Raw genomic sequence first — 26,377 nt, 5'->3', positions numbered from 1 at the left:
TCATTCCCCGCCGCGGAGCACGGAGTTGCCCTCGTGCAGCGCGTCCGGGGTGGGGGCGTCGAGCTGGAGGCGGCCGCTGAGGCCGTAGAAGGCGACGGGGTTGCGCCACAGGACCCGGTCGACGTCGTCGTCGGTGAAGCCGGCCGCGAGCATGGCGTCGGCGACCTTGCGCGGGGTGAGCGGGTCGCTCCTCCCCCAGTCGGCGGCCGAGTTCACGAGGATCCTCTCGGTGCCGTGGGTCCGCAGGATCGTCACCATGCGGTCCTCGTCCATCTTGGTGTCCGGGTAGACGGAGAAGCCGAGCCAGCAGCCGCTGTCGAGCGCGGCGGCGACCGTCGTCTCGTTGAGGTGGTCGAGCAGGACCCGCTCGGCGGGGAGGTCCGACTCGCGGACGACGTCGAGGGTGCGCCGGAGTCCGGCGAGCTTGTCCCGGTGCGGGGTGTGGACCAGGGCGGGCAGGCCGTGCTCGGCGGCGAGCCCGAGCTGGGCGGCGAGCGCGTGGTCCTCGGCGGGGGTCATCGCGTCGTAGCCGATCTCGCCGATGGCGACGACGGAGTCCTTGACGAGGTAGCGGGGCAGCGCGTCGAGGACGGGCGTGCAGCGCGGGTCGTTGGCCTCCTTGGGGTTGAGCGCGAGGGCGCAGTGGTGGGCGATGCCGTACTGGGCGGCGCGGAACGGTTCCCAGCCGAGGAGCGCGTCGAAGTAGTCGAGGAAGCTGGCCGGCGAGGTGCGCGGCTGGCCGAGCCAGAAGGAGGGTTCGACGACGGCGCGTACCCCGGCGGCGCGCATCGCCTCGTAGTCGTCGGTGGTGCGTGACGTCATGTGGATGTGCGGGTCGAAGATGCGCATCACGGCTCCTCGGTCTGTGCGCCGGTCAGGGTCAGGGCGTGAGCGAGATCGCGGGGGACGTCGCGGCCCGCGGCGGTGCGTTCGGCCGCGTAGGCGGTGAGCATGCGGGCGAGTTCGGCGTCGCCCGCGGCCCGCCGTGCCAGGTCCGCGACGGCGCTCAGCGGTACGCCGGTGAAGAGGCACTTCAGGACGGCGTGGCGCCAGGCGTGCGGGGCCAGGTGGGCGGCGGCGTAGGGGCCCAGCGCGGCGGCGATCAGCCGGGTGTCGTGGGTGCGCAGGGCGTCGTCGACGAGGTGGGTGGCGTGCGGGCCGTCGACGAGGTACGGCAGCGCGTGGAGCACCGCGCGGCGCTCGGCGGCGCTGCCGTGCCGGTAGAGCCGGCTCAGTGTCCCGGCGTCGGCCCGGGCCTCGATCAGCAGCAGGGTGCGCACGGCGTCCGCGACGTCCGGGCCGCAGTGCCGTCCGGCGGCGGCGAAGGAGAGCTCCCAGCCGGGCGCGGCGGATGGCGCCGGGGGTGTCGTCGCGGCGTGCGCGGCCTCGGTCAGGGCCTCGTCGAACCAGGTGCGGGCGCTGTCGTCGGGCAGTCGGCCGGCGATCCGGTCACGGGTCCAGGGGGGTGGTGGCGTCACGGTGCCGGTGCTCCCTTCGTGGCGGTGGCCGCCGCGTCGTGGAGGAAGGCGAGCGAGGAGGCGGCCAGCCGGGGGCCGGCGTGGGAGTGGCGGGGCAGTTCGACGACGGTGAGGCCCTGGTAGCCGGTGGCGGCGAGGGCGTCCAGGACGGGCGGGAAGTCGATCTCGCCGTCGCCGAACGGCAGGTGCTCGTGCACGCCGCGCCGCATGTCCTCGATCTGCACGTGGCGCAGCCAGGGCGCCGCCGCGCGGACGCACTCGGCGGGCGGGGCCGTCTCCAGGCACTGGCAGTGGCCGATGTCGAGGGTGAGGCCGAGGGGTGCGGGGTCGCCGAGCGCCGCGCGCAGCCGGTGGAAGTCGTCGAGGGTGGCGAGGAGGTGTCCCGGTTCGGGTTCGATCGCGATCGGCACGCCGGCGCCGTCGGCGGCGTCGAGCACGGGCTCCAGCTCCTCCTCCAGGCGCCGCCAGGCCGTGTCGGCTCCGGTGCCGGGCGGGACGACGCCGCTGAAGCAGTGCACGGCGTGCGCGCCGAGGTCCGCCGCGACGCGGACGGCCTTGACCAGCAGGCGCCGGCGGGCGGCACGGTCCCGCGGGTCGGGGTCGAGCAGCGACGGGCCGTGCTTGCGGCGCGGGTCGAGCACGTACCGGGCCCCGGTCTCGACGGTGGCGGTGAGGCCGAGCCGGCCGAGCCGGCGGGCGACCCGGGCGGTGCGGGCGGCGAGGCCGGGGGCCGACGGGTCCAGGTGCATGTGGTCGAGCGTGAGCCCGACGCCGTCGTAGCCCAGCTCCGCGAGCAGACCGAGGGCGTCGTCGAGGCGGAGGTCGGTGAGTCCGTTGGTGCCGTATCCGAAGCGGAGCGGCCGCTGCCGGCTCATGTGGGGCTCACCTTCCGTGCGAGGGTACGGGCGAGGGGGACGAGTCCCAGCAGGCAGCACCCGGTGACGTCCGCCCCGGACCGGGCGGCGAGGGCGGCCTGGAGCGGGATCACGGCGCGGATCCCGCCGCCGACGGCGCGCTGGGTGAGGTGGGGGGACGGGTTGAGCGCGGCGTGCAGCAGGGGGACGGCGGCGGTGCGCACGTAGGCGGCGGCCGGCAGCACCGGGGGGAGCCCCGGCGTCGCGCGTTCCGGTGCCCGGAGCGCGCCGAGGGCGGTGGCGGTCCCGAGGACGGCGGTCGCACCGAGCGCCGCGAGCGGGGCGAGCGTCGATCCGCCCCGTGCCTCGTGCCGCGAGACGGCGGTGACGGCGTAGGTGTGGGCGGCGAGCGCGGCGGCGGGGGCCGCGACGCGGAGGGCGGTACGAGGCGTCGCGGCGCGCGCCGCGGCGGCGGAGGCCACGGCGGCGGGCCTCGTGGTGGCGGATGCCGTGACGCGCGCGGGCCTCGTCGGCGTGGTGCCCGGGACGAGGGCGCGGGTCGGTCTCGCGCCCCCTGTCGTGGCGGCGGGTCGTCGGCCGGGCGTGTGCGCGGACGCCGTGGCCGTCGCGCCCAGCACGAGGTCGAGGGCGCGGGCCGCGGCCATCGCCGCCGGGGCCGCGGGGGTGTGCTTCAGGTGGAGGTCGTACGCCCACACCGTCCCGGCCAGCGCCGTGGCCACCGCGCCCGCGGGCCGGCCCGCGCGGGCGGCGAGGAGCAGGCCCGCCGCCGTCAGGAGCCCGGCCGCGCCCAGCGCCGCGGCCGGTGCGATCCGGCCGGAGGGCAGGGGGCGGTGGGGGCGGTCGACGGCGTCCTCTTCGCGGTCGGCCCAGTCGTTGAGCGCCATGCCCGCCTCGTAGAGGCAGAGCGAGGCGCCGATGGCGTACGCCGTGCCCCGGTTGGCGCGCAGTCCGGTGGCCGCCCCGCCGGCGAGGGCGTCTCCGGGCACGGTGAACAGCGCGGAGACGCGGAGCAGTTCGGCCCAGTCCCGCAGCCGGTCCCGGCGCCGGCGGCGGGGCTCCGAGGGGCGCGCCGGGGCGGGGAGGGAGCGGGTCACTTCGCCTCCCGCAGACGGCCGGCGAACGCCAGCAGCGCGGCGAACTGCTCCGAGAGGCCCGCGGGGCCGCCGTCCGGGTCCTTGAAGTAGAAGCCGAGCTCCGGGAGCGGCCCGGAGATCCCGGCCTCGTGGGCGCGGGCGACCAGCCGGGCCAGGTCGAGGACGAGGGGCGCGGCGAGGGCGGAGTCGCAGCCCTGCCAGATGGTCTGGAGGATCATGCGGGAGCCGAGGAAGCCCTCGAAGGCGACGTGGTCCCAGGCGGTCTTCCAGTCGCCGAGCGCGGGGACGTCGTCGATGTGGACCCGGCCCTCCGGCACGTGGCCGAGGGTCTCGGCGAGGACGCGTTCCTTGCCGGCGTTCTTCGCCGCCGCGGCGGCGGGGTCGGCCAGGGCCGCCCCGTCGCCGCCGCCCAGCAGGTTGGTGCCGGACCAGGCCCGTACGTCCAGGGCGCGCTGGACGAACATGGGGGCGAGCACGGCGCGCAGCAGGGTCTGACCGGTCTTGCCGTCGCGGCCCGCGTGGGGAAGCCCGCCGGCCTCGGCGGCGGCCGAGAGGTCCGGGGTGCGCAGCCCGGTGGACGGCGTGAAGTCGACGTACGGGCAGCCTGCCCGCAGGGCCGCGGCGGCGTAGAGGGAGCTGGGCGGCAGTCGTACGGCGTCGGGCGCGGGCAGCGGCTCCGTGGAGGAGACGTTGACGACGACCACGCGGGCCAGGGCGCGGCGGGTGCGGAAGGACACGAGGTCGGCGGCGAAGTCGGTGACGAGTTCGTCGTCGGTGCGGGGGTCGCCCGGGATCGGGCCTCCGGGGCGTATCTCCTGGTCCGCTGCGGCGAGTTCGGGGTGGACGGCGGCGGCGAGGCCGGGCGGGAGCACGCCGGCGCCGGTGAGGTGTTCGGCCCGCTTGGGGAGCGGGCAGGAGGCGGTCTCGTGGCCGCCGAAGACGAGTGCGGACAGGGACGGCAGCCCGGTGCCGGTGAACGCGGGCGTCTCGGTGACCATGCCCGTCGCCGGGTGGAGTCCGGCGCGGACCGCCGCGCATCCGGCCACGGCCGTGGTCGCCACGGAGCCGCGTGCTCCGACGAACCAGACTCCGGTGCGTGGGTGCCTGTCAGTCATGGGGCTGCCTCCCTGCCATGTCGAGGGGTGTGTTGCGGTGGAGGGCTCGGGTGAGGTGCGGTGCCTCGGTGTCCGCCGCCGGGTCGGGGCCGGGGCCGGGAGCCGGCGGTGGGCGGTGGGCCGGTGCGGCGGGAAGGGGGTCGCTCCGGCGGGAAGGGGGACGGTCGCTCCGGGGCCGGCTGCGCGGTGGGGCGAGGGGGCCGGGGTGGCGGGGGCGAGAGGGCCGTGACGGTGAGTGCGAGAACACCGCGGCGGGGGTGACGGGGAGACCGGGGCGGTGGTTACGAGAGGGGACCGTAGCCGCGTTCGTCCGGAACCGAAAGCCCTTGCGCGGCAGTTGGGCCGAACTTTCTCCAGGGTCAGGACAAAGGCGGTTCCGGGCGTGCCGGACCGCCCGGTGGCGCCTCCGCCACCGGGCTCCGACCGGGGGTCCTACCGGTCGCCGCCGGAGAAGGCGGCGTCGAACGAGGCGGCCGGCGGATCGAAGTCGAACCGCTTCAGATGCGCCAGCGCCTGGGGCGCGCCGGTGAGCCGGTCCATCCCCGCGTCCTCCCACTCGACCGAGACGGGCCCCTCGTAGCCGATGGACCGCAGCATGCGGAAGACGTCCTCCCAGGGCACGTCTCCGTGCCCGGCGGAGACGAAGTCCCAGCCGCGCCGCGGGTCGCCCCAGGGCAGGTGGGAACCGAGCCTCCCGTTGCGGCCGTCGAGGCGTTTGCGCGCCTCCTTGCAGTCGACGTGGTAGATCCGGTCCCGGAAGTCGTAGAGGAAGCCGACCGGGTCCAGGTCCTGCCAGACGAAGTGGCTGGGGTCGAAGTTGAGCCCGAAGGCCGGCCGGTGTCCCACCGCCTCCAGGGCGCGGCGCGTCGTCCAGTAGTCGTAGGCGATCTCGCCCGGATGGACCTCGTGGGCGAAGCGGACGCCCTCGGCGTCGAAGACGTCGAGGATCGGGTTCCAGCGTTCGGCGAAGTCCTCGTACCCGCGCTCGATCATGTGCTCCGGGACGGGCGGGAACATGGCCACCAGGTGCCAGATGGAGGAGCCGGTGAAGCCGACGACGGTGTCGACGCCGAAGGCCGCCGCGGCGCGCGCCGTGTCCCGCAGCTCGGCGGCGGCGCGCCGCCGTACGCCTTCGGGTTCCCCGTCACCCCAGATCCGGGCCGGCAGGATGCCCTGGTGCCGCTCGTCGATCGGATGGTCGCAGACCGCTTGGCCCACCAGGTGGTTGGAGATCGCCCAGCACCGGAGGCCGTACTTGTCGAGCAGGGCGTGCCGGCCCGCCAGGTACGAGGGGTCGGCGAGGGCCTTGTCGACCTCGAAGTGGTCGCCCCAGCAGGCGAGTTCCAGTCCGTCGTAGCCGAAGTCGCGGGCCAGCCGGCAGACCTCCTCCAGCGGCAGATCGGCCCACTGGCCGGTGAACAGGGTGAACGGACGTGGCATGGAGCCTCCAAACCGTGAGTCCCGCCGGGTCACCGACGGACCTCGGGCGGCAGTTCCTGGACGGGGGTGTAGACGGCGTTCTTCTGTGCGCTCTCCTCCACCGCGGCGAGGACGCGCTGCACCCGCAGCCCGTCGGCGAAGGACGGGGAGGGGTCGGTGCCGGCGGCTATCGCGGCGACCAGGTCGCGGGCCTGGTGGGTGAAGGTGTGTTCGTAGCCGAGGGTGTGGCCCGGCGGCCACCATGCCTCCAGGTAGGGGTGGTCGGCCTCGGTGACGAGGATCCGCCGGAAGCCCGCGATGGCGGCGGGTTCGCCGTGGTCGTGGAAGGAGAGTTCGTTGAGCCGCTCCAGGTCGAAGGCGAGCGAGCCCCGTTCCCCGTTGATCTCCAGACGAAGGGCGTTCTTGCGCCCGGAGGCCATCCGGCTCACCTCGAAGGCGGCCAGGGCCCCCGAGGCGAGCCGGCCGGTGAACACGGCCGCGTCGTCGACGGTCACCGGCCCGCGCGGCACGCCGGCGGACGCGGCCGGGCCGGTCGACGCGGTCAGGCCGGTCGACGCGACCGCGAGCCGGGGCCGTTCCCGTACGAAGGTCTCCGTCTGGGCCGACACGCCGACGATCGGTTCCCCCGCCAGGTACTGCGCCAGGTCGACGATGTGCGCCCCGAGGTCGCCCAGCGCCCCCGATCCGGCCTGCTCGCGCTCCAGCCGCCAGGTCAGCGGGAAGTCGGGATCGACCAGCCAGTCCTGGAGATAGCTCACCCGGACGTGGCGCAGGGTGCCGAGCCGGCCGTCGGCGATGAGCCGGCGGGCGTACGAAAGGGCGGGCACCCGCCGGTAGTTGAAGCCGACCATCGCCAGCTGCCCCCGTGCGCGGGCGGCGTCGGCGGCGGCGGCCATGGCCTCGGCCTCGGCCACCGAGTTCGCGAGCGGCTTCTCGCACAGGACGTGCTTGCCGGCTTCCAGGGCGGCGATCGCGATCTCCGCATGGCTGTTTCCCGGGGTGCAGATGTCGACGAGCTGCACGTCGTCCCGGGCGATCAGGGCTCGCCAGTCCGTCTCCGTCGCCGCCCAGCCGTGCCGGCCGGCCGCGGCGCGCACCGCGTCCGCGTCCCGGCCGGCGACCGCCGCGAGGACGGGCCGCAGCGGCAGGTCGAAAACGCGGCTCACGTTGCGCCACCCCTGTGAGTGCGCGGCGCCCATGAACGCGTATCCGACCATGCCGACGCCGAGTTCGGGCGGCGCGGTCGCGTCGCTGTGCCGCTGTTCCATACGGTTCCTCCTGGTCGGAGAGTCACTGTCTCATCGGTGTGCTGCGGTTCGGGCGTTCCCCCGGGCCCGGTCCGGTCAGTTGAAGCCGGTGGGCAGGTACTCGTCGACGTTGTCCTTGGTGACGACGGCGGAGTAGAGCGTCAGCGCGGACGGGATCTCCAGCTCGGCCATGCCGCCGATGCCCTTGCCCTGGCCGAGCGCGCGGGCCAGGTCGATGGCCGATGCCGCCATGGTCGGGGGGTACAGCACGGTGGCCTTGAGGACGCCGTTGCCGGCCTTGATGGCGTCCATGGCGGACTTGGCTCCGGCGCCGCCGACCATCAGGAAGTCGTCGCGCCCGGCCTGCGCGATGGCGCGGAGCGCGCCGACGCCCTGGTCGTCGTCGTGGTTCCACAGGGCGTCGAACGCCGACTGGGCCTGCAGCAGTTGGGCCATCTTGGCCTGGCCGGACTCGACGGTGAAGTCGGCGGCCTGGCGGGCGACCTTGGTGATGTTGGGGTAGTTCTTCAGGGCGTCGTCGAAGCCCTGGGTCCGCTGCCGGGTCAGTTCGAGGTTGTCCAGGCCGGCGAGTTCGACGACCTTGGCGTTCGGCTTGTCCTTGAGCTGTTCGCCGATGTAGGTGCCGGCATTGAGGCCCATGCCGTAGTTGTCCCCGCCGATCCAGCAGCGGTAGGCCTGCGGGGAGGCGAAGACGCGGTCCAGGTTGACGACGGGGATGCCCGCCCGCATGGCCTGGAGTCCGACCTGGGTGAGCGCCTTGCCGTCGGCGGGGAGGATGACGAGGACGTCGACCTTCTTGTTGATCAGGGTCTGCACCTGGCCGATCTGGGCGGCGGTGTCGTTGGAGCCCTCGGTGATCTCCAGGGTGACGTCGGAGTACTTCCCTGCGCGGGACTTGGCGTTCTGGTTGATGGCGTTGAGCCAGCCGTGGTCGGCCTGGGGTCCGGCGAAGCCGATGGTGACGTGCTTGCCGGGCTTGTCTTCGGCGGCCGGGGTGTTGCCGGCCGCCTGTTCCTGCCGCTCGGGCTCGTTGCTGGTGCAGGCGGTCAGCAGGGCTCCGGCGGAGACGGCGGCGGTGCCGAACAGAAGTCCTCTGCGGCTGGGGGAGGTTCGGGACATGACGGATCAACCCTTCGACTGGGCGGGGCGGGTGAGGGGAGGTCACGCGGGGCGGGGACGACGGGGGCTCGGTGGTGGCCGAGGGGGCCGGTGGTGGCCGGGGGGCGCGGTGCCGGACGGGCCGGACGGTGGGCGCCCGGGGTCAGGCGTCGCCGCGCAGGGTGCGGCGCTGGACGAGGACGGCGGCCACGATGATCGCGCCCTTGGCGATCTGCTGGACGGCGGTCTCCAGGTTGTTCAGGGCGAAGATGTTCGTGATGGTGGTGAAGATCAGGACGCCGAGGACGGAGCCGACGATGGTGCCGCGTCCGCCGCTGAGGAGGGTGCCGCCGATGATGGCGGCGGCGATGGCGTCGAGTTCGTAGAGGTTGCCGTTGGTGTTCTGGCCGGATCCGGCGAGCACGATGAGCATGAAGGCGGCGATCCCGCAGCACAGGCCGGACAGCAGGTACAGGTAGAGGCGCTGGCGGCGCACGTCGATGCCGGCGAGCCGGGCGGCTTCCGCGTTGCCGCCGACGGCGACGGTGCGGCGGCCGAACGTCGTCCGGTTGAGCAGCAGCCATCCGACGACGGTCACGGCGGCGAAGACGAGCACGAGGGGCGGGACGCCGAGGACGTAGGCGTCCCTGACCCCGAGGTCGAGCACGTCGGTCACGGTCACGATCTGGGTCCTGCCGTCCGTGATCTGGAGCGCCAGACCGCGGGCGGCGGCCAGCATGGCCAGGGTGGCGATGAACGGCACCATGCCGCCGTACGCGATCAGCACGCCGTTCACGAGGCCGCAGCCGACCCCGACGACCACCGCGGTGAACAGGATGCCCGCGAAGCCGAACTCCTGGGTGGCCACGGTCGTCGCCCACACCGACGCGAGCGCCACGATCGCGCCCACCGACAGGTCGATGCCGCCGCTCGTGATGACGAACGTCATGCCGACGGTGACGACGCCGATGACGGACGCCTGGGTCAGGACGAGCTGGAGGTTGCTCGCGGCCAGGAACTCGTCGGGCCGGGTGATCCCGCCGACGGCGACGAGGACGGCGAGGACGCCGAGGAGCGACAGGCTGCGCACGTCCCACCGCAGGCCCGGCGGTCGGCGTGTCCCCCTCCCCTCCGTCGCGGAGGCGGCTGCGGACGTCGGCGCGTCCTTCCGGGCGGTGGAGGCCGGCTGCGTCATGGCGTCGGGTTCCCTTCCATCACGAGATCGAGTACGCGGTGCTCGTCGAGCTCCCGGGCCTCCGCCGTGTGCACGACGGTGCCTTCGCGGAGCACCAGCACGCGGTCGGCGAGCCCGAGGACCTCGGGAACCTCGCTGGAGACGAGCAGCACGGCCAGGCCTTCGTCGGCCAGCCGGCGGATCACTGCGTAGAGCTCGGCCCGGGCGCCGATGTCGACGCCCCGGGTCGGCTCGTCGAGGAGGAGCACCTTGCAGCCGCGCAGCAGCCAGCGCGCGAGCACCGCCTTCTGCTGGTTGCCGCCGGACAGCGTCCTGATCGCGGCGTCCGGGTCGTCGGGCCGCAGGGACAGCTCGCGGACCGCCCGGTGCGCCGCGGCGCGCTCGGCACGCCGGTCGAGCCAGCCGGCGCGGGAGTAGCGGGAGAGGGTGGAGACGGAGACGTTGCCGCCGACGGACTCCAGCATCAGCAGGCCCTGTGCCTTGCGCTCCTCGGGGGCGAGTCCGATCCCGGCCCGGACGGCGGCGCGGACGCTGCCGGGGCGCAGCGGGGCGCCGTCGACGAGGACGCGGCCGGCGTCGGGCTTGCGCGCCCCGTAGATCGTCTCCAGGATCTCGCTGCGCCCGGAGCCGACCAGGCCGGCGAGGCCGACGATCTCCCCGGGACGCAGTTCGAGGTCGAGAGGGGCGAACTCGCCGCCGCGGGTGAGGCCTTCGACCCTGAGGACGGGCTCCCGGGCAGCGGCGGCGGCGCTGTCGGGGCGGTCGGGAAAGACGTGCTCGACGGTGCGCCCGGTCATGAGGGCGACGACGTCGCGGGTCGGGGTGGAGTCGGCCGGCAGGCCGCCGGCGACGGCACGGCCGTCCTTCAGGACCGTGACCCGGTCGCCGATGCGGCGGATCTCCTCGAGCCGGTGCGAGATGTACACGACGGCGACGCCGTCGGCGGTGAGGTCGGCGACGATGCGGAAGAGGTTGTCGACCTCGTCGGGGTCGAGTGCGGCGGACGGCTCGTCCATGACGATCAGCCTCACCTCGTGGGAGAGCGCGCGGGCCATGGAGACGATCTGCTGGTGGGCCGCGGACAGCTCGCCGACGAGCCCCGCCGGATCGATCTCCGGGTGGCCGAGGCGCTCCAGCAGCCGGGCGGTGGCCGCGCGGGCGGTGGCGCCGCGCACGATGAATCCGGCGGAGGTCGGTTCGTTCCCGAGGAACACGTTCTCCGCGACGGACAGCCCGTCGACCAGGTCCAGCTCCTGGTAGATGGTGGCGATGCCGAGCCGCATGGCCGCGATCGGCGAGGTGAGGGAGACGGGCTCGCCACACCAGGTGATCTCGCCGTCGTCGGGCTGGTGGGCTCCAGCGAGGACCTTGATCAGGGTGGACTTGCCGGCGCCGTTCTGGCCGAGGAGACAGTGGACCTCGCCGGCCTGGACTTCCAGGTCGACGCCGTCGAGGGCGCGGACGCCCGGGAACGACTTGGTGATGCGGTTCATCGTGAGCAGGGGTGGTTGTGGTGCCATGAAGGATCCCCTCGGCGGGTGCGGCCGTGAGCAGACAGGGCTGGGCGCGGTGCGGCGGATCGGACGGGCGGCTCGGAGAGGCGCGCGCCGTCGGGCGTGCCGGGGCGTACCGGGCGAGCGGGTACGCCTGACGGCCACGGGACCGGTGCGGTGGTTCGTGGGGTACGGGACCTGTGGGGGTGCCCGGTGGTGCGGGGCGGTGCGGTGAGGTGCGGGCGTGCCGGGTCGGGTACGGACGGTTTTCGGCGTGCGGAGGACCGGGGTGGCGGTCCGTGGCCGGCCGGAGTCGGGCCGGTGAGGCCGGGATCGGACCGGTGAGGCGGTGAGAGCGGTGAAGCGGGCGGAGCGGTCGGAGCGGTCGGAGCGGTAAGGCCGGGATCGGAGCGGTGCGGCCGGGGTCAGGCCGGGGAGAAGACGTGATCGCTGATGAGCCGGGCCGCGCCGATCACTCCGGCGGCGGGGCCCAGTTCGCCCAGCACGATGGGGAGGTTGCCGGTCGCGAGCGGCAACGACTGGCGGTAGACCTGGGTGCGGATGCTGGCCAGCAGTGTGTGTCCGAGCCCGGTGACGCCGCCGCCGATGACGACGAGACCCGGGTTGAAGAAACTGACCAGGCCGGCGATGACCTGGCCCAGTCGCTGCCCGCCCTCCCGGATCAGCTCCAGCGCCACGGTGTCGCCCGCCGCCGCGGCGGCCGAGACGTCCGCGGCGGTCAGCTGTCCGGCCGCCTCCAGCCGCGCGGCGAGCTGCGCGGACCGGCCCGTGCGCGCCGCGTCCTCCGCGTCGCGGGCCAGCGCCGCGCCGCTGAAGTGAGCTTCCAGACAGCCGCTGTTGCCGCAGGCGCAGGCCCTGCCGTCCGGCTGGACCTGGATGTGCCCGATGTCGCCGGCGCTGCCCGTCGTCCCGCGGTAGACCTGACCGCCGATCACGATGCCGCAGCCGATACCGGTGCCGATCTTGACGCAGAGGTAGTCGCCGACGGAGCGCGCGACACCGGCGTGCTGCTCCCCCATCGCCATCAGGTTCACGTCGTTGTCGACCATCACCGGGCAGCCGAGGTCCTGGCTGAGGGCCTCCCGGACCGGGAAGCCGTCCCAGCCGGGCATGATCGGCGGGGCGACGGGCACGCCCTCCGGGAAGCGGACGGGACCCGGGACACCGATCCCCGCGCCGTCGAAACCCTCCGCGACTCCGGAGGCCTTCAGCTTGTCCGCCATGGCCAGCACCCGTTCGAAGACGGCTACGGGGCCTTCGCGTACGTCGACGGGCTGGTTGATGTGGCCCAGGACCTCGAGTTCGGCATTGGTGACGGCGACGTCGATCGAAGTGGCGCCGATGTCGACCCCGAGGAAGCGCAACGCCGGGGCGAGCCGGAGGTTGTGCGAGCGCCGGCCGCCGCGGGAGGCGGCGAGCCCGTCCGCGACCACCAGACCCGTCTCCAGCAGCCGGTCCACCTCGACCGCCAGTTTGGAACGGGACAGGTCCACCAGATCGCCCAGCTGCGCACGGGAGTTGGGGCCTCCGTCACGCAACAGCCGGAGCAGCCGCGCCTGGTGCACGTTCGCGGGTCGAGCAGTCATCCGTCTCACGAATCCCTCCCCTCCCCCGCCCTCGGCCGGGGACCCGAATGCCCGTCCGCGTCGCCGTTCCGCCGGGCTTTCGAGAGGAACGTAGCAGCGCTCCACCGGCCTGGGAAGAACTTGAGCAGGAAACGAACACGACTTCTTCCACTCCCGGGACAAAGACGGGGCCTTCTCGCCCCACGCCCGGAAGCCGTGGCCCTCGGCGCGGGCGAACGGCCTCGAACGCGCCGGCGCGGGAACGGAACCCGGAGCGGTCGCTGCGCAGTCGCACCGCGTTGCAGGCGGAGACCGGATCGCGTACGAGGTGGTCCAGGCCGATCGCGGCGGCGCCTTCGACGGCCGCGTCCGGTGCGGCGGGCCGGTCGCCGTCGAACCGGCCGGGGCGCCGTCGAGGGCGAGTGCGCGCACGACGCGATCGCCGGGTCCGTCCGGGGCGCGGCCGGGCGCCAGAAGTGTCCAGCGGTTCTCTACGGCGACAGGCCCCGGGGCCTGGACCCCGGGGCCGGTCCCCCTCCACAGCGTCACGCCCTCCACCCCGCACGGCGTGAGGCCGACGGCGGCGCTGGTGCCGTGCGGGGCCCGGGTGATGCCCGGTCTTCGCGGGAGAGGGAAGAAAGGCGGAGGGGGAGGGGAAGGCGGAGGCGGATCTCCCGCTTCACCCGGTATCGACGCCGCCGGCACGTTCCTCCGGGCAAAGGGACCGTGTGCTGCGGCTGTGCTCCGGTCCCCGTCCCCCGACGCGTGTCAGCTGGTGGCGACGGTCGTGCGGGGCGTTTCGTCGACGTGGAGGGTGAAGACGTCGGGGCGGGCGTAGTGGCCGGTGGTGTCGAGGTCGAAGCGGGCGCGGGTGAGGTCGTCGAGGTCGAGTTCGGCGGTCAGGATGCCCTCTCGGTCGCGCAGCGGCCCGGCCAGGACCTCGCCGAGCGGGGAGACGATGACGGAGCCGCCGCCGATCAGTACGGTGCCCGGCTCGTCGCCCTGGACCGGGTGGAGGTCGTCGGGCAGGGCGTCGCGGCGCAGGTACTGGCAGGCGCTGAGGACGAAGCAGCGGCCCTCCAGGGCGATGTGGCGCATGGTGGCCTGCCAGGCGTCGCGGTCGTCGACGGTCGGCGCGCACCACAGGTCGACGCCCTTGGCGTACATCGCGGTGCGCAGGAGCGGCATGTAGTTCTCCCAGCAGATGGCCGCGCCGATCCGGGCGGCGCACGTGTCGATGACGGGGAGGGTGGAGCCGTCGCCCTGGCCCCAGAGGTAGCGCTCGGCGGCGGTGGGCATGAGCTTGCGGTGCAGGCCCAGGTAGCCGTCGGGGCCGAAGAAGAGCGCGACGCAGTACAGCGTGCCGCCCTGGCGTTCGACCGCGCCGATGACGGCGTGGCAGCCGAGTTCCCGGGTGACGGCGGCGAGCGTGTCGGTCTCCGGGCCGGGTACCTCGACGGCGGCGGCGTGGTAGCGGCGGAAGAGGTCGCGGCCCGCGGGGGTGCGGCTGCCGACCGTGATGCCGAAGTCCAGTCCCTTGGGGTAGCCGCCGATGAACGCCTCGGGGAGCACGACGACCTCGGCGCCCCGGGCGGCCGCCTCGCGGACGAGCCCTTCGGCGCGGGCCACCGCGGCCGGGGTGTCGAAGAGCGGGGCGGCCGCCTGGACGACGGCGACGGTCACGGTGCGGCCGGGCTCGGGTGCCGCCGCGGTGGGGGCGGAGTCGGAGTCGGGAGAGGTCATGCGTCGAGACTACGGGCTTGCGGAGAACGGCCTTGTGGGTTCCGGACCTTGGCACAGTGGGTTCCAGACCTCGGCACCGCAGGTCAGCGCGTTGCTCGCCCGCATGGCGTGTTCCCGCACCGCTACGGCGAGAGCGGCGGCGGGGCCGCCGCGCGGCTCGTCCCGGGTCCGGCCCCGGGCAGGGGCGAGGTCCGCGAAGGCGGGGGATGCCGCCGGCGGGTGGGGCCGGATCGTTTCCTCAGGGGCCGTTCGGGTGCCCCTCACCCCGCAGGGCGGGCAGCCACCTGATCACTTCGGGTCGGTGAAGTTCCTGGTCGGGTGGGACGGTGCGTGGTGCGTACGGGTGCCGGCCGGGGTGCCTCGGACCACTGGGGGGGCCGGCCCGGGACCCGCCTCCCTGATCGCCCGTCAGCCGATCGAAGCGGTCCGGTCGACGGTGTGCCGCTGGTGAAGGACGGTCCTGAGATACGGCTCGGCCGCGTGGGCGTCGGTCCGCCGCACGAGCGGCTCGACCGGACGGGCCGCGGCTTGTGCCGCGCCTCGGAGGAGCCGCCTGGCCGGGTGCGATCCTGTGCGGATGAACGATCTCGGCGACGCACACCTGCGCACCTGGACGCTGCGCTTCATGGCCCTCCTCGCAGCCGACGCCCAGGACCAGCTCGCCTGGGCGGGCGCGCGTGGGATCGAGACGAAGGACGTGGCCGAAGAGGCGGAGCTCCTCTGCCGCGTGGCCGAAGGGGTCTCGGAGCGCGGAGTGTTCGAGCCGATGGAGCTGCGTGGCCTTCGGGCCGTCCACCGTCGCCTCGGCGAGATCGACACCGCCTGCCGCGTCGGCCCCTGGGCCGACGCCTTGGCCACGGATCCGGCGTGGGACGACATACGTGCTCTCGTCCGCCGGTTTCCGCTCACCGGGCCGGGCGACTGGCGCCGGCCGCTGCCGCGCCCCGTGCGAGCGTCCACGGACGACGGCTAGGACCTCCAGGCCGCCCGGCCCGGACTGAACCGGACTGAACCGCTTCGGTCCGCTTCGGTCCGGAGCGGACCGAAGTGGACCGGGCGGGCGTCGCGGCCTCGCCGGCGGGGGATGGCCGAGAGCCGTCGCTCGCTTCTCCGGGCGTCTCGGCGGCCGGGCTCGAACCGTCCGGTCCTCCCCGCGAGGACGACGACGCGCCTGCCACCCCCGCCTCTACCGCTCCGGCGCCTCCCCCAGGCTGATCGCCTGGACGGGACAGGCGCGGGCGGCCTCGCGGACCAGGGTCCCGCCCGCCCCGTCCTCGCGGCCGGGCAGGACGGTGCCGAAGCCGTCGTCGTCCTGGGTGAAGACGTCGGGGGAGACCAGGGCGCACTGGCCCGCTCCCATGCAGAGGTCCGGGTCGATGGAGATGCGCACCGGTGGGCTTTCCTTCCTCGTGGAGCCGGGTTCGGGCCGGGCCGGGGCGCTCACCAGGCGACGGGGAGTTCCAGCATCCCCTGGATCGTGTCGCCCGGCTTGAACGGGATCTCCTCGGCGGGCGCCGCCAGCCGCAGGCCCGGCAGTCGCCGCAGCAGCGTGCCGAGGGCGATCTCCAGCTCCGCGCGCGCCAGGTTCTGGCCCAGGCACTGGTGGATGCCGAAGCCGAAGGCGACGTGGTGCCGGGCCGTGCGGTCCCAGTCCAGCGCGTCCGGGTCGGCGTAGACCGCGCCGTCGCGGTTGATGAGGGAGGTGGAGAACACCACCCCGTCGCCGGCGCGGATGACCGACCCGTCGATCTCCAGGTCCTCGCGGGCCACGCGCAGCATGCCGTCCGCGATCGACAGGAACCGCAGGAGCTCCTCCACGGCCGTCGGCAGCAGGCTCGGATCCGCCCGGAGCCGGGCCATCCGCTCGGGGTGACGCAGCAGCGTGTACGTCCCCAGCGAGATCATGTTGGCGGTGGTCTCGTGCCCCGCGACGAGCAGGATGGTCGCCAGCTGCACCAGCTCCTCGCGGTCGGGGCCGCCCTCGCGCGCCTGCCGTGCGACCAGGTCGTCCAGGACGCCCTCGCCGGGCTTGGCGCGCTTGCCGTCGATGAGGTCGCCGAGGTAGCCCTCCAGCCGGGCCAGCGCGTCCTCGATGTCCTCGCCGGTCGGGCCGCGGAGCAGCCGCCGGGACTGTTCCTCGAAGAAGTCGTGGTCCTCGTACGGCACGCCCAGCAGGTCGCAGATGACGATCGAGGGCACCGGCAGCGCGAAGGCGCTCACCAGCTCGGCCGGCGGCCCCGCCGCCTCCATGGCGTCGAGCAGCCTGTCCACGGTGGCCTGGATCCGGGGGCGCATGGCCTCCGTGCGCTTGAGCGAGAAGCTCGGGATCAGCATCCTGCGCTGGACGTTGTGCTCGGGGTCGTCCCACCCGAGGAGCGCGGCGCGCCGGCGGCTGCGGAGGGCCTGGGCCCGTTCCGTGGGGATCGGGAAGTCCGGGTGGGTGGAATCGGTGGACAGGCGCTGATCGGCCAGCAGGGCCCGCGCGGTCCGGTGTCCGGTCACGAACCACACTTCCCGGCCGTCCCACAGGGTGACCCGGGACAGGGGGCGGTCCTCGCGCAGGGGGTCGTAGGCGGCCGGGGGGTGATAGGGGCAGGATCGGCTCTGGGGAAAGGCGACGGCGTCTTCCGTTGTCGTCATCAGGAACCTCGCAGACGGCGGATCGTTGGCTCCGGCGTTGGTGCCACCTCCACTACATGCCCCAGGCATCTACTTGGTCTACGCGGAGTTCGGCCAATCCCCCGGAACGGGTGGCGCCGTTCCACCGGGCGCGCAGGAACCGTTCGCCGTTCGGCACGAGGTGGCGCGGCAGGCCCCGTCCGTCCCGTCACGCGGCTCTCGGCCGCACGGCCGTGGCCGGTCCCCTCCGGGCACCGGGGGCCGCACCGGCGCTCTCCGCCCCACCGCCCTCCGCCCCCGCCGCTCCCCTCCGTCAGGCTCTTTCCGTCACGTTCCTTCCGTCAGGCTCCTTTCCAGGACCCGCACCAGACGGGCTCCCGCCCGGTCCGTGTCCCGGCGGGCCCGCTCGGTGCCCGCCTCGGCCTTCTCCAGGCGCAGGCGTGCCGTGCGTCCGCGCAGCGTCAGGGTCATCAGCTGGTTGCCGAACCAGGGGCCGCCGCCGCGTTCCCACCGGATCGCCGGCCGGGCGACGCGGCCGTGGCGGGCCAGGAGGTGGCCGGCGGCCTTGGCGAAGCGGCTCCAGCCGAAGCGGAAGCTCATCCGCATCACCAGGGGCACCGAGTTGTGCAGCGGCGAGCAGGTGAGCTGGAAGACGCGGGAGCGCGGCCGCTGCCCGGCGGGCCAGGTGGGCTCGGCCACGTACGCGTGGTGGACGTCGCCCGACAGCACGCTCACGGTCGCCGGGGCGGCGTCCTGCCGGCCCACCTCGGCGATGGTGTCCGTCAGCCGGTGGAACGAGGTGGTGAACGCCGCCCAGTGCTCCAGGTCCGCGCGCCGACGCAGCCACTCCCCGAACCTCGCCCAGCGCGGGCCGCGTTCGCCTCGGCACAGGGCCGCGTGCCAGCCCTCCGCGAAGTGGACCACCGGGGGCAGCAGCCACGGCAGCGAGGTCCCCACCAGCAGGTGGTCGACGCCGCCGGGGTCGTCGAAGGCCTGCTCGCGCAGCCACTCGGCCTCCTCGGCGTCGAGCATCGCCCGGTGCCGCTCCTCCAGGACCCGCGCGGCCCGGGTGTCGACCATCAGCAGCCGGGTGCGGCCGAAGTCCCTGCGGTAGCTCCAGCGCACCGACGCCGGATCGGCCTCGGCCCGCTCCGCGAAGGCGCGCAGCGCCTCGGTGCCGTCGTCGGCGGCGAGGACCGCCGCGTACAGCTCGTCGTCGGCGAGCTCGGCCGGGGAGAGGTTCCCGATGTGCTGGTAGACCCAGTACGACATCAGGCCGCCGATGATCCGCTCGTGCCACCAGGGCGTGGCCCGCATCTCCGCGAGCCAGGCGGCGCTGGTGTTCCAGTCGTCGATGACGTCGTGGTCGTCGAAGATCATGCAGGTGGGCACGGTCGACAGGAGCCGGCGGAGGTCGGGGTCGCCCCAGGACTCGTCGTAGAGGCGGGTGTACTCCTCGTAGTCGGCGACCTGGTCGGGCGGGGCGTCGGCGCCGGTGCCCGCGTCCGCCCGGTGCCGGGCGATCCACGCGCGGGTGGCGGCGGACGTCTCGTCGGCGTACACCTGGTCGCCCAGGAGGAGGAGGACGTCCGGACGGCCGTCGTCTGGGTCGGCGGCCAGGCGGGCGGCGAGCGTGTCGAGGACGTCGGGGCCGACCGGGTCGGCCCCGCCCTCGGTGGGCGCCGCCCACCGGCAGGAGCCGAAGGCGACCACCGCGCCCGTCGCCGGGACCGGCGGCGTGTTCAGGGTGCTGGGCGGCAGGGCCGGGTCCGCCGGGGGCCACGCCCGCTCGCCGTCGAGGACCACCTCGTACTCCGCGGCCGATCCGGGGGTCAGGCCGGTGACGACGACCAGCGCGTAGTGGTGGCCGGCGACGAGGAACGTGCGGGCGGTGCCCCCGCCGCCGCCCGCGCACCGGACCTCGACCGTGCACGCCCGGTCGGTCTCCGCCCACACGGTCGCGCTCGTGCCCGTCTCCCAGTCGACGTACCGCACCAGCGGCCCCAGCCTCAGACCGGCCATCGCACGTCCCCTTCCGCCACCCGCACGGACGCCGCCGCGCCCACCACGGCCCTTTCGAACGGAACGGGCCCTCGTCCGTACGGTAGCGAAACGGAGCGTCGGCGGGGCCCCGCACCGCCCGCTCCCGTGATCACGTCCGGTATGACCCGGGCGCGGCGGGGTAACGGAGGCCCATGGCATCCGACGACGCTTCCGCCGCCGCGAGCGGCTCCGCACCGCCCGAGATCGACGTCGAGGCCCTGGCACGGCTCCTCGACGGGGAGTACGCCGGGGTCCGCGACCTCGTCCGGACCAATCTGACCGCCCACTCCTCCGTCCTGGAGGACGCCGAGCGGCTCGGCAGGGACGCGTTCCGCGAACGGGTGCGGGACGTCGCGGTCGAGATGGCGGGGACCGGGCAGACCGGGATGGGCTTCCCCGCGGCGTACGGCGGCGGGGACGACATCGGCGCCTCGGTCGCGGCCTTCGAGACCCTCGCCTTCGGCGACCTGTCGGTGCTGGTCAAGGTGGGGGTGCAGTTCGGCCTGTTCGGCGGCGCGATCCTCCAGCTGGGCACCGCCCGCCACCACGACGCCTACCTGGCGGACCTGGTGGCCGGCCGGCTGCTGGGCTGCTTCGCGATGACCGAGACCGGGCACGGCTCCAACGTGCAGGCGCTCGGCACGGTCGCCCGCTACGACGCCGCCGCTGGGGAGTTCGTCGTCACGACCGAGGGCGACGCGGCCCGCAAGGACTACATCGGGAACGCCGCCCGCCACGCCGAGCTCGCGGTCGTCTTCGCCCAGCTGGAGGTCGGCGGCGAGGCCCGCGGCGTGCACGCCCTGGTCGTGCCGCTGCGCTCCGGCGGTGAGGTCGTGGAGGGCGTGGAGATCGAGGACGACGGCCTCAAGATGGGCCTCAACGGCGTCGACAACGGCCGCATCCGCTTCCGCGGCGTCCGCGTCCCGCGCGAGGCGCTCCTCAACCGCTTCGCCGACGTCACGCCCGAGGGCGCGTACGTCAGCTCCATCGACAATCCCGACCGCCGCTTCTTCACCATGCTCGGCACGCTCGTGCAGGGCCGGGTCTGCGTCGGCGGCGCCGGCGTGAGCGTGGCGAAGGTCGCGCTCACCCTCGCCGTCAAGTACGCCGTGCGCAGGCGCCAGTTCGAGGCGTCCCCGGGCGCCGGGGAGCAGCCGCTGCTCGACTACGGGCTGCACCAGCGCCGGCTGCTGCCGCTGCTCGCCCGGACGTACGCCCTCCACTTCGCGCAGGACACCGTGCGCGGGCAGCTCCACGACGTGTTCTCCGGCCACGACGACACCCCGCGGGCGCGTCGGCGTCTGGAGTCGCGGGCCGCCGGCACGAAGGCGCTCGGCACCTGGCACGCCACGCGCGTCGTGCAGGAGTGCCGCGAGGCGTGCGGCGGCGCCGGGTACCTGGCGGTGAACCGCTTCGCCGCCCTCAAGGCCGACAGCGACGTCTTCACCACCTTCGAGGGCGACAACCACGTCCTGCTCCAGCTCGTGGCGAAGGGCCTGCTCACCGACCACGCGGGCGAGTTCGAGGACCTGGACCAGCTCGGCATGGTCCGCCACGTCGCCGGGCTCGCGGTCGAGACCGTCATCGAGAAGACCTCCGCCCACAAGCTCCTGGAACGGGTCCGCGACCTGCTGCCCGGAGGCGACCGGTGGGACCGGGAGGCCGGGCTGCTGGACCCGGAGTACCAGCTGGCCATGCTGCGCTACCGCGAGGAGCACATGCTCGGCGGCCTGGCCCGGCGCCTGAAGGCGGGCGTCGACAAGGGGCGCGATCCCGGGGCGGTGTTCTCGTCGGCGCAGGACCACGTGATCGCGCTCGCGCACGCGCACGTGGAGCGGCTGGTGCTCGAATCGTTCGTCGACGCGTCCGAGGCCGCGCCCGAGGGCGGCAACAAGGTCGCGCTGGGCCTGCTGTGCGACCTGTACGCCCTGTCGGTGATCGAGGCGGACCGGGCCTGGTTCATGGAACACGGCCGTCTGACCGTGCAGCGGTCCAAGGCGATCAGCCGCGAGGTGAACGACCTGTGCCGCAAGGTCCGCCCGCTCGCCGTCGGCCTGGTCGACGCCTGGGGCGTCCCGCCACGGCTGCTGCGGGCACCGGACCTGCTGGGGTGAGGCGGGCCGGCGGGAACCCCTGATGGCGGCCATGGAGGAGCGGGCCCGAGGGTAGGTGTGGGGTGTGGACGATCAGGAATCATCGCGGCCGGAGGCCGAGGACCTGCTGGCGGGGCTGAGCGTGGACGACCGGCGGCCGGAGCAGCCCGTCCTGCTGGACTCCTCCGGGGAGCCGATCCGCACGTGGCGGGAGAACTACCCGTACGAGCGCAAGCTGCGCCGTGCGGAGTACGAGCGGGCCAAGCGCGTCCTGCAGATCGAGCTGCTGAAGCTCCAGCGCTGGGTGAAGGAGACCGGGGCGCGGCTGGTGGTGATCTGCGAGGGCCGGGACGCGGCGGGCAAGGGCGGCACGATCCAGCGGTTCACCGAGCGGCTCAATCCGCGCGGGGCGCGGATCGTGGCGCTGGACAAGCCGACCGAGCGGGAGGCGGGGCAGTGGTACTTCCAGCGGTACGCCGCCCATCTGCCGGCGGCCGGTGAGATCGTCTTCTTCGACCGGTCCTGGTACAACCGGGCGGGCGTGGAGAAGGTGATGGGGTTCTGCACCCCCGAGCAGCACGCGCTGTTCCTGCGGCAGTGTCCCGACTTCGAGGCGATGCTCGTGGAGGACGGGATCCTGCTGGTGAAGTTCTGGTTCTCGGTCTCCCGGGCCGAGCAGCGGACCCGTTTCGCCATCCGTCAGGTCGATCCGGTGCGGCAGTGGAAGCTGTCGCCCACCGACCTCGCCTCGCTGGACCTGTGGGACGCGTACACGGACGCGAAGGTGGAGATGTTCCGGGCCACCGACACCGAGGCGGCGCCGTGGACGGTGGTCAAGAGCAACGACAAGCGGCGGGGGCGGCTGGAGGCCATGCGCAGCCTGCTGTGGCGCGTCGACTACACCAGTAAGGACGAGGAGGCGGTGGGCCGTCCCGACCCCCTCATCGTCGGCGCCGCCGACACCCTGCTGGAGGCCGGCGAGCAGCCCGCCGACCTCTCTCCCACTCCCCTGGCGGGTGCGCGCTCCGGCCCCGGTCTGCACCCCGATCCTCCGGAGGGCCGTACCTGACGCGCGCCCGCCCGTGTCGTACGCCGGGGCGGCCGCTCCGGGGCCGGACCGGACCGGACCAGCCAGGTCCGGTCGGGGCGGGTCGGGGCGGGTCGGGGCGGGTCGGGGCGGGTCGGGGCGGGTCGGGTTCGATCGGAGCAGGTCGGGTCAGCGGCCGGGGACCTCGACGCCGGCCGCGCTCAGGTTCGCCTCGATCAGCGCGTTGAGGCGGGCGAGGGCGGGGGCCTCGCGGTGGTGGTTGACCAGGTCGTAGCGGGAGGCGGCGTCCGGCCGGGCGCGGAACTCCGGCGGGGCCTCCAACTGGGAGCGGTCGGCCAGGAGCTTGGCGGCCCAGACGCGGGCCAGTTCGGGGATGCGGGGGTCGGCGGGGTCCCAGGTCGCCGCTTCGAGCCCGCGGCGGGTCAGGGCGACGGACTCCGGGTCGTCCAGGGAGCGTTCGAGCCGGGTCAGGAAGCGGTCGAAGATCTCCGGGACGCCGGCCCGGGCGAGGACGAGGGCCTCCCGCTGCCCGGCGACGTAACCGGGCTCGAAGCCCAGGGCGGTGAGCCGCTCCAGGACGGCGCAGGCCCGGTCGGGCAGCAGGGCGCGGTCGCCGTGGTCGAGGCGGTGCAGCCGGTCGCGGCGGGCGGTCAGGGCCTCGATCTGGTCGGTGAGGCGGCGGTGGACGTCGTCGAGGGCGGCGGCGAAGCGTTCGGGGCCCGCGTCGAGGAGGCCGCCGATCTCGGCCAGCGGTACGCCGGCCTCGGCGAGGGTCCGCACGCGCAGCAGGCGGAACAGGTCGGCCGATCCGTAGCGGCGGTAGCCGGAGCCGTCGCGGTCCGGTTCCGCCACCAGGCCGAGCCGGTGGTAGTGCCGGACGGTCTTGATGGTGACGCCGATGAACCCGGCCGCCTGGCCGATCGTGAGTCCGCCTGCCATCGGATCGGTACCCCTCCGTGTCGCCCGGCCGGCGGCTCCGGGCCCTCGGGCGGGCTCGGGCCGCGGGCGCCGGTCTCCTCCGCCCCGCGCCCGGACGCCCGGCCGCGCACGCTCGCACGGGCGAGGGTAGCGCGCGCGTTCCGCCGCCTCTCGCGGTGCCGGTCCCCTCGCTCGTCTCCCGCTGATTCCGCCCCCCTCCCCTGCCCCATCCCCCTTCCCCCTCCCCCCTTCCCGTTCCGGCTCCGGCTGCCGTGCCCGGAGATACGGGCTTGACCTTGCCCCAGGGTCAAGGCCGCAGGCTTCCGGTACGGCCTCCGCGCGGCGGCCGTACCGACCGGACACGGGTCCCTCGCGGCCCCGGGCGAAGGAGAGACCCATGACGGCACGGAACGGCGACGGCTTCCCGGAGGCGGGACTGCGGCGGCTCCGCGAGGTGCTGGCCCGGCACGTCGAGTCGAAGAGGATCCCGGGACTCGTCGCCCTGGTCGGCCGCGGCGGGCACACCCACGTCGAGGCGATGGGGACGATGCGCCACGACGGCGGTCCGCCCATGCGGCGGGACACCGTCTTCCGGATGGCGTCCGCCTCCAAGCCGGTGACGATGGCCGCGGCGATGGTCCTGCTCGACGAGTGCCGGCTGCGCCTGGACGACCCGGTCGACCCGTGGCTGCCCGAACTCGCCGACCGGCGCGTGCTGAAGCGGCCCGACGGCCCCCTCGACGACACCGTGCCCGCGCGGCGGCCGATCACCGTGCGGGACCTGCTGACCTCGACGTTCGGGCTGGGCACGGACTTCGAGCTGCTGGACGCGCCGATCCGGGCCGCGCTCTTCGAGCGCACCGACTACAGCATCGTGTCCGGCCCCGCGCCCGAGCCGGACGAGTGGATGCGGCGGCTGGGCGAGCTCCCGCTGTCGTACCAGCCCGGCGAGCGCTGGCAGTACGACCTCAGCAACGAGGTCGTCGGCGTCCTGGTCTCCCGGGTCGCGGGCGTGCCGCTGGAGGCGTTCCTGCGCGAGCGCGTCCTCGATCCGCTGGGCATGCGGGACACGGGCTTCCACGTGCCCCCGGAGAAGATCGACCGGCTGCCGACCCTCTACGGGCCCGACCCTCGGACCGGGGAGTTCCTCGTCTGGGACGAGGCGGCGGGCGGCCGGTCCAGCCGTCCCCCGGCGTTCCAGGGCGCCGGCGGAGGGCTCGTCTCGACGGTCGACGACTACCACGCCTACTTCCGCATGCTGCTCGCCGGCGGCACGCTCGGCGGTGAGCGGATCCTGTCCCGGACCGCCGTCGGGCTGATGACCACCAACCGCCTGACGCCCGGCCAGCTCGCCGCCCGGGCCTCGATGTTCCGCGACATGGCCCACCTCGCGGCCGGCCAGGCGCAGCACGGCGGCTGGGGGTTCGGGATGGCGGTGCGCACCCAGCGCGTCGACTACGCGCCCCTCGGCCAGTTCGGCTGGGACGGCGGCACCGGCACCAGCGTGTACGCCGACCCGGAGAACGGGCTCGTCGGGATCCTGCTCACCCAGGTCGGGATGTCCACGCCGGACTCGGCACGCCTCATCCACGACTTCTGGACCACGCTGTACCAGGCGGTCGACTGAGCGGGCTGCCGGAAGCCGGGCGGCGGACAGGGGACCGTCCCGTACGAGGGGGGAAGGCGTACGGGACGGCCGCACCGCGGGCCGGCGGCAGGGGGGGAGAGCCGCCGACGGGCGGGCGAGCGCAGTCGCTGCGCTCACCGAGCGCCTGCCCCCGCGTCCCGCCCGTACTCCTCCCGCGGCGAAGAAACCGAAACGGCCGGACGGTGCGCGGACGCGCACGCACGGCGACGGCCCCGCACCGGAAAGGAGGGTGCGGGGCCGTCGCATCGCGACCGGCGGCGGGGTTGCCACCGGCCCGCGATCGAGTGCAGTCCCATGCGCTCGCTCCGCGCGTACCCCCGCATTCCCCGCTCACACCTCCCGATCCGGCGGGCGGCGTACCGGGCGGGGCGGGCGGCCGGTGACCGGCCGGGAACCCGGTCGGGGCGGCCCGGGGCAGGGCCGCACGCGCGACGCGACCCGGCGGAGGGGCCGCCGGGTCGCGCACCGGTCAGGCCGCGGAGGCGGAGGGGCCGCCGGGATCTTCCGGATCGGTGGCGGCGAGACGGCGGGCCAGGACGTGCTGGGGCGGAGCCTGGTGGCCGCCCGAGGCGAGGATGCGCACCTCGCCCCGGTCGCTGATCTCCGCCCGGATGATGCCGGTGGGGTCGGCGTAGACCGGATGGCCGCCGGGTCCCTTGGAAGAGGTGCGCTCGACGATCGCGACGTCCTGGGCCGAACCCGTGTCGTCGGAGAACACCAGCTCGTATCGGACTGGGCTCATTCCACCCATCTTACGCCGGAGGTCCTGCCGCGCCCCGGGCCGTGCCCCCGGCCGAGCAGCCGAGAACCCGCTGGTTAGAGTGGTGCGAGGCCGCGCCGCCGCACCAGGACCGGGCGCGAGACCGGGCCGGCTGTCGACCACAGGGTCCCGGGCGACCGACCGCCCTCCGTCCCGTCCGGCCCACGGCCGCCTGCCCCGGAAACCCCGCATCACATGAGTACCGACACCGCTCCCCACCCCGACCCCGCCCCGGCCGCGACCGGCTCCGCCACCGGCCCCCGCGGCCGGCGCCCGCACCTGGCCCGCATGGCCGGCCGCGCCCCCGCGCGGCCGACGCCGGCCGCCGCCGCCCACAGCGTCAGCGCCGCCACAGCGGCCCTCCTCGCGCTCGTCGCGATCGGCGCCGCCCTCCACGAGCCGGTGCTCATACCCCCGCTCGCCGCCAGCGCCGCACTGGTCCACTGCGCCCCCGCGCTGCCGCTGGCCCAGCCGCGGAGCGTGGTCGTCGGCCACCTCCTCGGCGCCGCCGCCGGATACGCGGTGGCCCTCGCGGCGCACGGCAGCGCTTGGGCCGCCGCCCTCGCCGCCGGTGCCGCCCTCGCCCTGACGACACTCGCCCGGACCCCGCACTCGCCCGCCTGCGCCACCGCCGTCGTCATCGTCCTCCAGGAGCCCGCTCCGGGCAGGTTCGTCCCCCTGCTGCTCGGGTCCACCGTCCTGCTCGTCCTGACCGCGTACGCCGCGTCCCGCGTACGCCGCGCGGCACCGAAGTACCCCGCCTACTGGTGGTGAGCCGCGACCGGCCCGGGGCGCCCCCGGGGTCGTACAGGTAGCACCCGCCGGGGGCGGGCGTGACCCCGGGGGTTCCGCCGAGCCGGTCG

22 protein-coding genes are annotated in these 26,377 nt (G+C 74.6%); 5 read left to right on the top strand and 17 right to left on the bottom strand.

All coding sequences use genetic code 11. The features are described 5' to 3' along the window. From ACF1ED_RS15625 to ACF1ED_RS15570, 12 genes are all read right to left on the bottom strand, one after another. Positions 1–849 (bottom strand): TatD family hydrolase, encoded by an 849-nt coding sequence (locus ACF1ED_RS15625; RefSeq protein WP_391760569.1) that lies wholly within the window; start codon positions 847–849, stop codon positions 1–3. Continuing rightward, complete coding sequence (locus ACF1ED_RS15620; protein WP_391760567.1) at positions 849–1,478, bottom strand: EboA domain-containing protein; 630 nt, start codon at positions 1,476–1,478, stop codon at positions 849–851. The genes ACF1ED_RS15625 and ACF1ED_RS15620 overlap by 1 nt, the downstream gene beginning before the upstream one ends. Then, positions 1,475–2,353: a sugar phosphate isomerase/epimerase family protein gene (locus ACF1ED_RS15615; protein ID WP_391760565.1), complete on the bottom strand. Its 879-nt coding sequence runs from the start codon at positions 2,351–2,353 to the stop codon at positions 1,475–1,477. The genes ACF1ED_RS15620 and ACF1ED_RS15615 overlap by 4 nt, the downstream gene beginning before the upstream one ends. After that, positions 2,350–3,384 (bottom strand): SCO3242 family prenyltransferase, encoded by a 1,035-nt coding sequence (locus ACF1ED_RS15610; RefSeq protein ID WP_391760742.1) that lies wholly within the window; start codon positions 3,382–3,384, stop codon positions 2,350–2,352. Before ACF1ED_RS15610 ends, ACF1ED_RS15615 begins: the two co-directional genes overlap by 4 nt. 59 nt (positions 3,385–3,443) lie before the next feature. After that, positions 3,444–4,562, bottom strand: a complete 1,119-nt coding sequence (locus ACF1ED_RS15605; RefSeq protein WP_391760563.1) for an inositol-3-phosphate synthase — start codon at positions 4,560–4,562, stop codon at positions 3,444–3,446. Positions 4,563–4,994: 432 nt separating this feature from the next. After that, positions 4,995–6,002, bottom strand: coding sequence for a sugar phosphate isomerase/epimerase family protein (locus ACF1ED_RS15600; protein ID WP_391760561.1), 1,008 nt, complete (start codon positions 6,000–6,002; stop codon positions 4,995–4,997). Positions 6,003–6,031: 29 nt separating this feature from the next. Beyond that, entirely contained in the window at positions 6,032–7,270 is a 1,239-nt protein-coding gene (locus tag ACF1ED_RS15595; protein WP_391760559.1) for a Gfo/Idh/MocA family protein, read from the bottom strand. 75 nt (positions 7,271–7,345) lie between these two features. Continuing rightward, positions 7,346–8,389: a substrate-binding domain-containing protein gene (locus ACF1ED_RS15590; RefSeq protein ID WP_391760557.1), complete on the bottom strand. Its 1,044-nt coding sequence runs from the start codon at positions 8,387–8,389 to the stop codon at positions 7,346–7,348. 142 nt (positions 8,390–8,531) lie between these two features. Then, positions 8,532–9,563 carry an ABC transporter permease gene (locus ACF1ED_RS15585; protein ID WP_391760555.1) on the bottom strand — a complete coding sequence of 344 codons (1,032 nt, stop codon included), beginning with the start codon at positions 9,561–9,563 and terminating at the stop codon, positions 8,532–8,534. Further along, entirely contained in the window at positions 9,560–11,083 is a 1,524-nt protein-coding gene (locus ACF1ED_RS15580; protein ID WP_391760553.1) for a sugar ABC transporter ATP-binding protein, read from the bottom strand. Before ACF1ED_RS15580 ends, ACF1ED_RS15585 begins: the two co-directional genes overlap by 4 nt. Positions 11,084–11,481: 398 nt before the next feature. Beyond that, positions 11,482–12,663, bottom strand: coding sequence for an ROK family protein (locus ACF1ED_RS15575; RefSeq protein ID WP_391760551.1), 1,182 nt, complete (start codon positions 12,661–12,663; stop codon positions 11,482–11,484). 747 nt (positions 12,664–13,410) lie between these two features. Next, positions 13,411–14,385 (bottom strand): nitrilase-related carbon-nitrogen hydrolase, encoded by a 975-nt coding sequence (locus tag ACF1ED_RS15570; RefSeq protein WP_391760549.1) that lies wholly within the window; start codon positions 14,383–14,385, stop codon positions 13,411–13,413. Positions 14,386–14,962: 577 nt separating this feature from the next. On the opposite strand from ACF1ED_RS15570, the gene ACF1ED_RS15565 reads away from it, so the two are divergent. Further along, complete coding sequence (locus tag ACF1ED_RS15565) at positions 14,963–15,358, top strand: hypothetical protein (protein ID WP_391760547.1); 396 nt, start codon at positions 14,963–14,965, stop codon at positions 15,356–15,358. Between the two features lie 213 nt (positions 15,359–15,571). Here the strand turns inward: ACF1ED_RS15565 and ACF1ED_RS15560 are convergent, their stop codons facing one another. The 3 genes from ACF1ED_RS15560 to ACF1ED_RS15550 all read right to left on the bottom strand — a co-directional run bounded on the left by ACF1ED_RS15560 (position 15,572) and on the right by ACF1ED_RS15550 (position 19,026). Further along, positions 15,572–15,775, bottom strand: coding sequence for a ferredoxin (locus ACF1ED_RS15560; protein WP_391760545.1), 204 nt, complete (start codon positions 15,773–15,775; stop codon positions 15,572–15,574). Between the two features lie 50 nt (positions 15,776–15,825). After that, a complete protein-coding gene (locus ACF1ED_RS15555) occupies positions 15,826–17,025 on the bottom strand; it encodes a cytochrome P450 (protein WP_391760543.1) in 1,200 nt (399 codons plus the stop codon). Between the two features lie 306 nt (positions 17,026–17,331). Continuing rightward, positions 17,332–19,026: an alkaline phosphatase D family protein gene (locus ACF1ED_RS15550; protein ID WP_391760541.1), complete on the bottom strand. Its 1,695-nt coding sequence runs from the start codon at positions 19,024–19,026 to the stop codon at positions 17,332–17,334. Between the two features lie 173 nt (positions 19,027–19,199). Between ACF1ED_RS15550 and ACF1ED_RS15545 the strand changes: the two genes are divergently transcribed. Both ACF1ED_RS15545 and ppk2 read left to right on the top strand, forming a co-directional pair. Then, positions 19,200–21,161: an acyl-CoA dehydrogenase gene (locus ACF1ED_RS15545; protein WP_391760539.1), complete on the top strand. Its 1,962-nt coding sequence runs from the start codon at positions 19,200–19,202 to the stop codon at positions 21,159–21,161. Positions 21,162–21,225: 64 nt separating this feature from the next. After that, a complete protein-coding gene (gene ppk2, locus ACF1ED_RS15540; RefSeq protein ID WP_391760538.1) occupies positions 21,226–22,209 on the top strand; it encodes a polyphosphate kinase 2 in 984 nt (327 codons plus the stop codon). Positions 22,210–22,356: 147 nt separating this feature from the next. On the opposite strand, the gene ACF1ED_RS15535 is transcribed toward ppk2, so the two are convergent. Further along, entirely contained in the window at positions 22,357–23,127 is a 771-nt protein-coding gene (locus ACF1ED_RS15535; protein ID WP_391760536.1) for a MerR family transcriptional regulator, read from the bottom strand. Positions 23,128–23,503: 376 nt separating this feature from the next. On the opposite strand from ACF1ED_RS15535, the gene ACF1ED_RS15530 reads away from it, so the two are divergent. Next, complete coding sequence (locus ACF1ED_RS15530; RefSeq protein WP_391760534.1) at positions 23,504–24,733, top strand: serine hydrolase domain-containing protein; 1,230 nt, start codon at positions 23,504–23,506, stop codon at positions 24,731–24,733. Positions 24,734–25,223: 490 nt separating this feature from the next. On the opposite strand, the gene ACF1ED_RS15525 is transcribed toward ACF1ED_RS15530, so the two are convergent. Then, positions 25,224–25,496 (bottom strand): DUF6296 family protein, encoded by a 273-nt coding sequence (locus tag ACF1ED_RS15525; RefSeq protein WP_391760532.1) that lies wholly within the window; start codon positions 25,494–25,496, stop codon positions 25,224–25,226. A gap of 213 nt (positions 25,497–25,709) precedes the next feature. Between ACF1ED_RS15525 and ACF1ED_RS15520 the strand changes: the two genes are divergently transcribed. Next, positions 25,710–26,288 carry an HPP family protein gene (locus ACF1ED_RS15520; RefSeq protein WP_391760530.1) on the top strand — a complete coding sequence of 193 codons (579 nt, stop codon included), beginning with the start codon at positions 25,710–25,712 and terminating at the stop codon, positions 26,286–26,288. Positions 26,289–26,377 lie beyond the last annotated feature (89 nt).

It is taken from the genome of Streptomyces sp. NPDC014656, assembly GCF_043084305.1.
In the GTDB taxonomy this organism is placed as follows: Bacteria; Actinomycetota; Actinomycetes; order Streptomycetales; family Streptomycetaceae; genus Streptomyces.
Note: the sequence above shows the minus strand (reverse complement) of the source record. Positions and strands in the feature narration are given on the sequence as shown.

Bases quoted from the DNA above. Each gene is read 5' to 3' on its own strand.
- ACF1ED_RS15625 (WP_391760569.1), bottom strand. From the start codon at position 849: ATGCGCATCTTCGACCCGCACATCCACATGACGTCACGCACCACCGAC.
- ACF1ED_RS15615 (WP_391760565.1), bottom strand. From the start codon at position 2,353: ATGAGCCGGCAGCGGCCGCTCCGCTTCGGATACGGCACCAACGGACTC.
- ACF1ED_RS15605 (WP_391760563.1), bottom strand. From the start codon at position 4,562: ATGACTGACAGGCACCCACGCACCGGAGTCTGGTTCGTCGGAGCACGC.
- ACF1ED_RS15600 (WP_391760561.1), bottom strand. From the start codon at position 6,002: ATGCCACGTCCGTTCACCCTGTTCACCGGCCAGTGGGCCGATCTGCCG.
- ACF1ED_RS15595 (WP_391760559.1), bottom strand. From the start codon at position 7,270: ATGGAACAGCGGCACAGCGACGCGACCGCGCCGCCCGAACTCGGCGTC.
- ACF1ED_RS15590 (WP_391760557.1), bottom strand. From the start codon at position 8,389: ATGTCCCGAACCTCCCCCAGCCGCAGAGGACTTCTGTTCGGCACCGCC.
- ACF1ED_RS15585 (WP_391760555.1), bottom strand. From the start codon at position 9,563: ATGACGCAGCCGGCCTCCACCGCCCGGAAGGACGCGCCGACGTCCGCA.
- ACF1ED_RS15580 (WP_391760553.1), bottom strand. From the start codon at position 11,083: ATGGCACCACAACCACCCCTGCTCACGATGAACCGCATCACCAAGTCG.
- ACF1ED_RS15575 (WP_391760551.1), bottom strand. From the start codon at position 12,663: ATGACTGCTCGACCCGCGAACGTGCACCAGGCGCGGCTGCTCCGGCTG.
- ACF1ED_RS15570 (WP_391760549.1), bottom strand. From the start codon at position 14,385: ATGACCTCTCCCGACTCCGACTCCGCCCCCACCGCGGCGGCACCCGAG.
- ACF1ED_RS15565 (WP_391760547.1), top strand. From the start codon at position 14,963: ATGAACGATCTCGGCGACGCACACCTGCGCACCTGGACGCTGCGCTTC.
- ACF1ED_RS15555 (WP_391760543.1), bottom strand. From the start codon at position 17,025: ATGACGACAACGGAAGACGCCGTCGCCTTTCCCCAGAGCCGATCCTGC.
- ACF1ED_RS15550 (WP_391760541.1), bottom strand. From the start codon at position 19,026: ATGGCCGGTCTGAGGCTGGGGCCGCTGGTGCGGTACGTCGACTGGGAG.
- ACF1ED_RS15545 (WP_391760539.1), top strand. From the start codon at position 19,200: ATGGCATCCGACGACGCTTCCGCCGCCGCGAGCGGCTCCGCACCGCCC.
- ACF1ED_RS15535 (WP_391760536.1), bottom strand. From the start codon at position 23,127: ATGGCAGGCGGACTCACGATCGGCCAGGCGGCCGGGTTCATCGGCGTC.
- ACF1ED_RS15530 (WP_391760534.1), top strand. From the start codon at position 23,504: ATGACGGCACGGAACGGCGACGGCTTCCCGGAGGCGGGACTGCGGCGG.
- ACF1ED_RS15525 (WP_391760532.1), bottom strand. From the start codon at position 25,496: ATGAGCCCAGTCCGATACGAGCTGGTGTTCTCCGACGACACGGGTTCG.
- ACF1ED_RS15520 (WP_391760530.1), top strand. From the start codon at position 25,710: ATGAGTACCGACACCGCTCCCCACCCCGACCCCGCCCCGGCCGCGACC.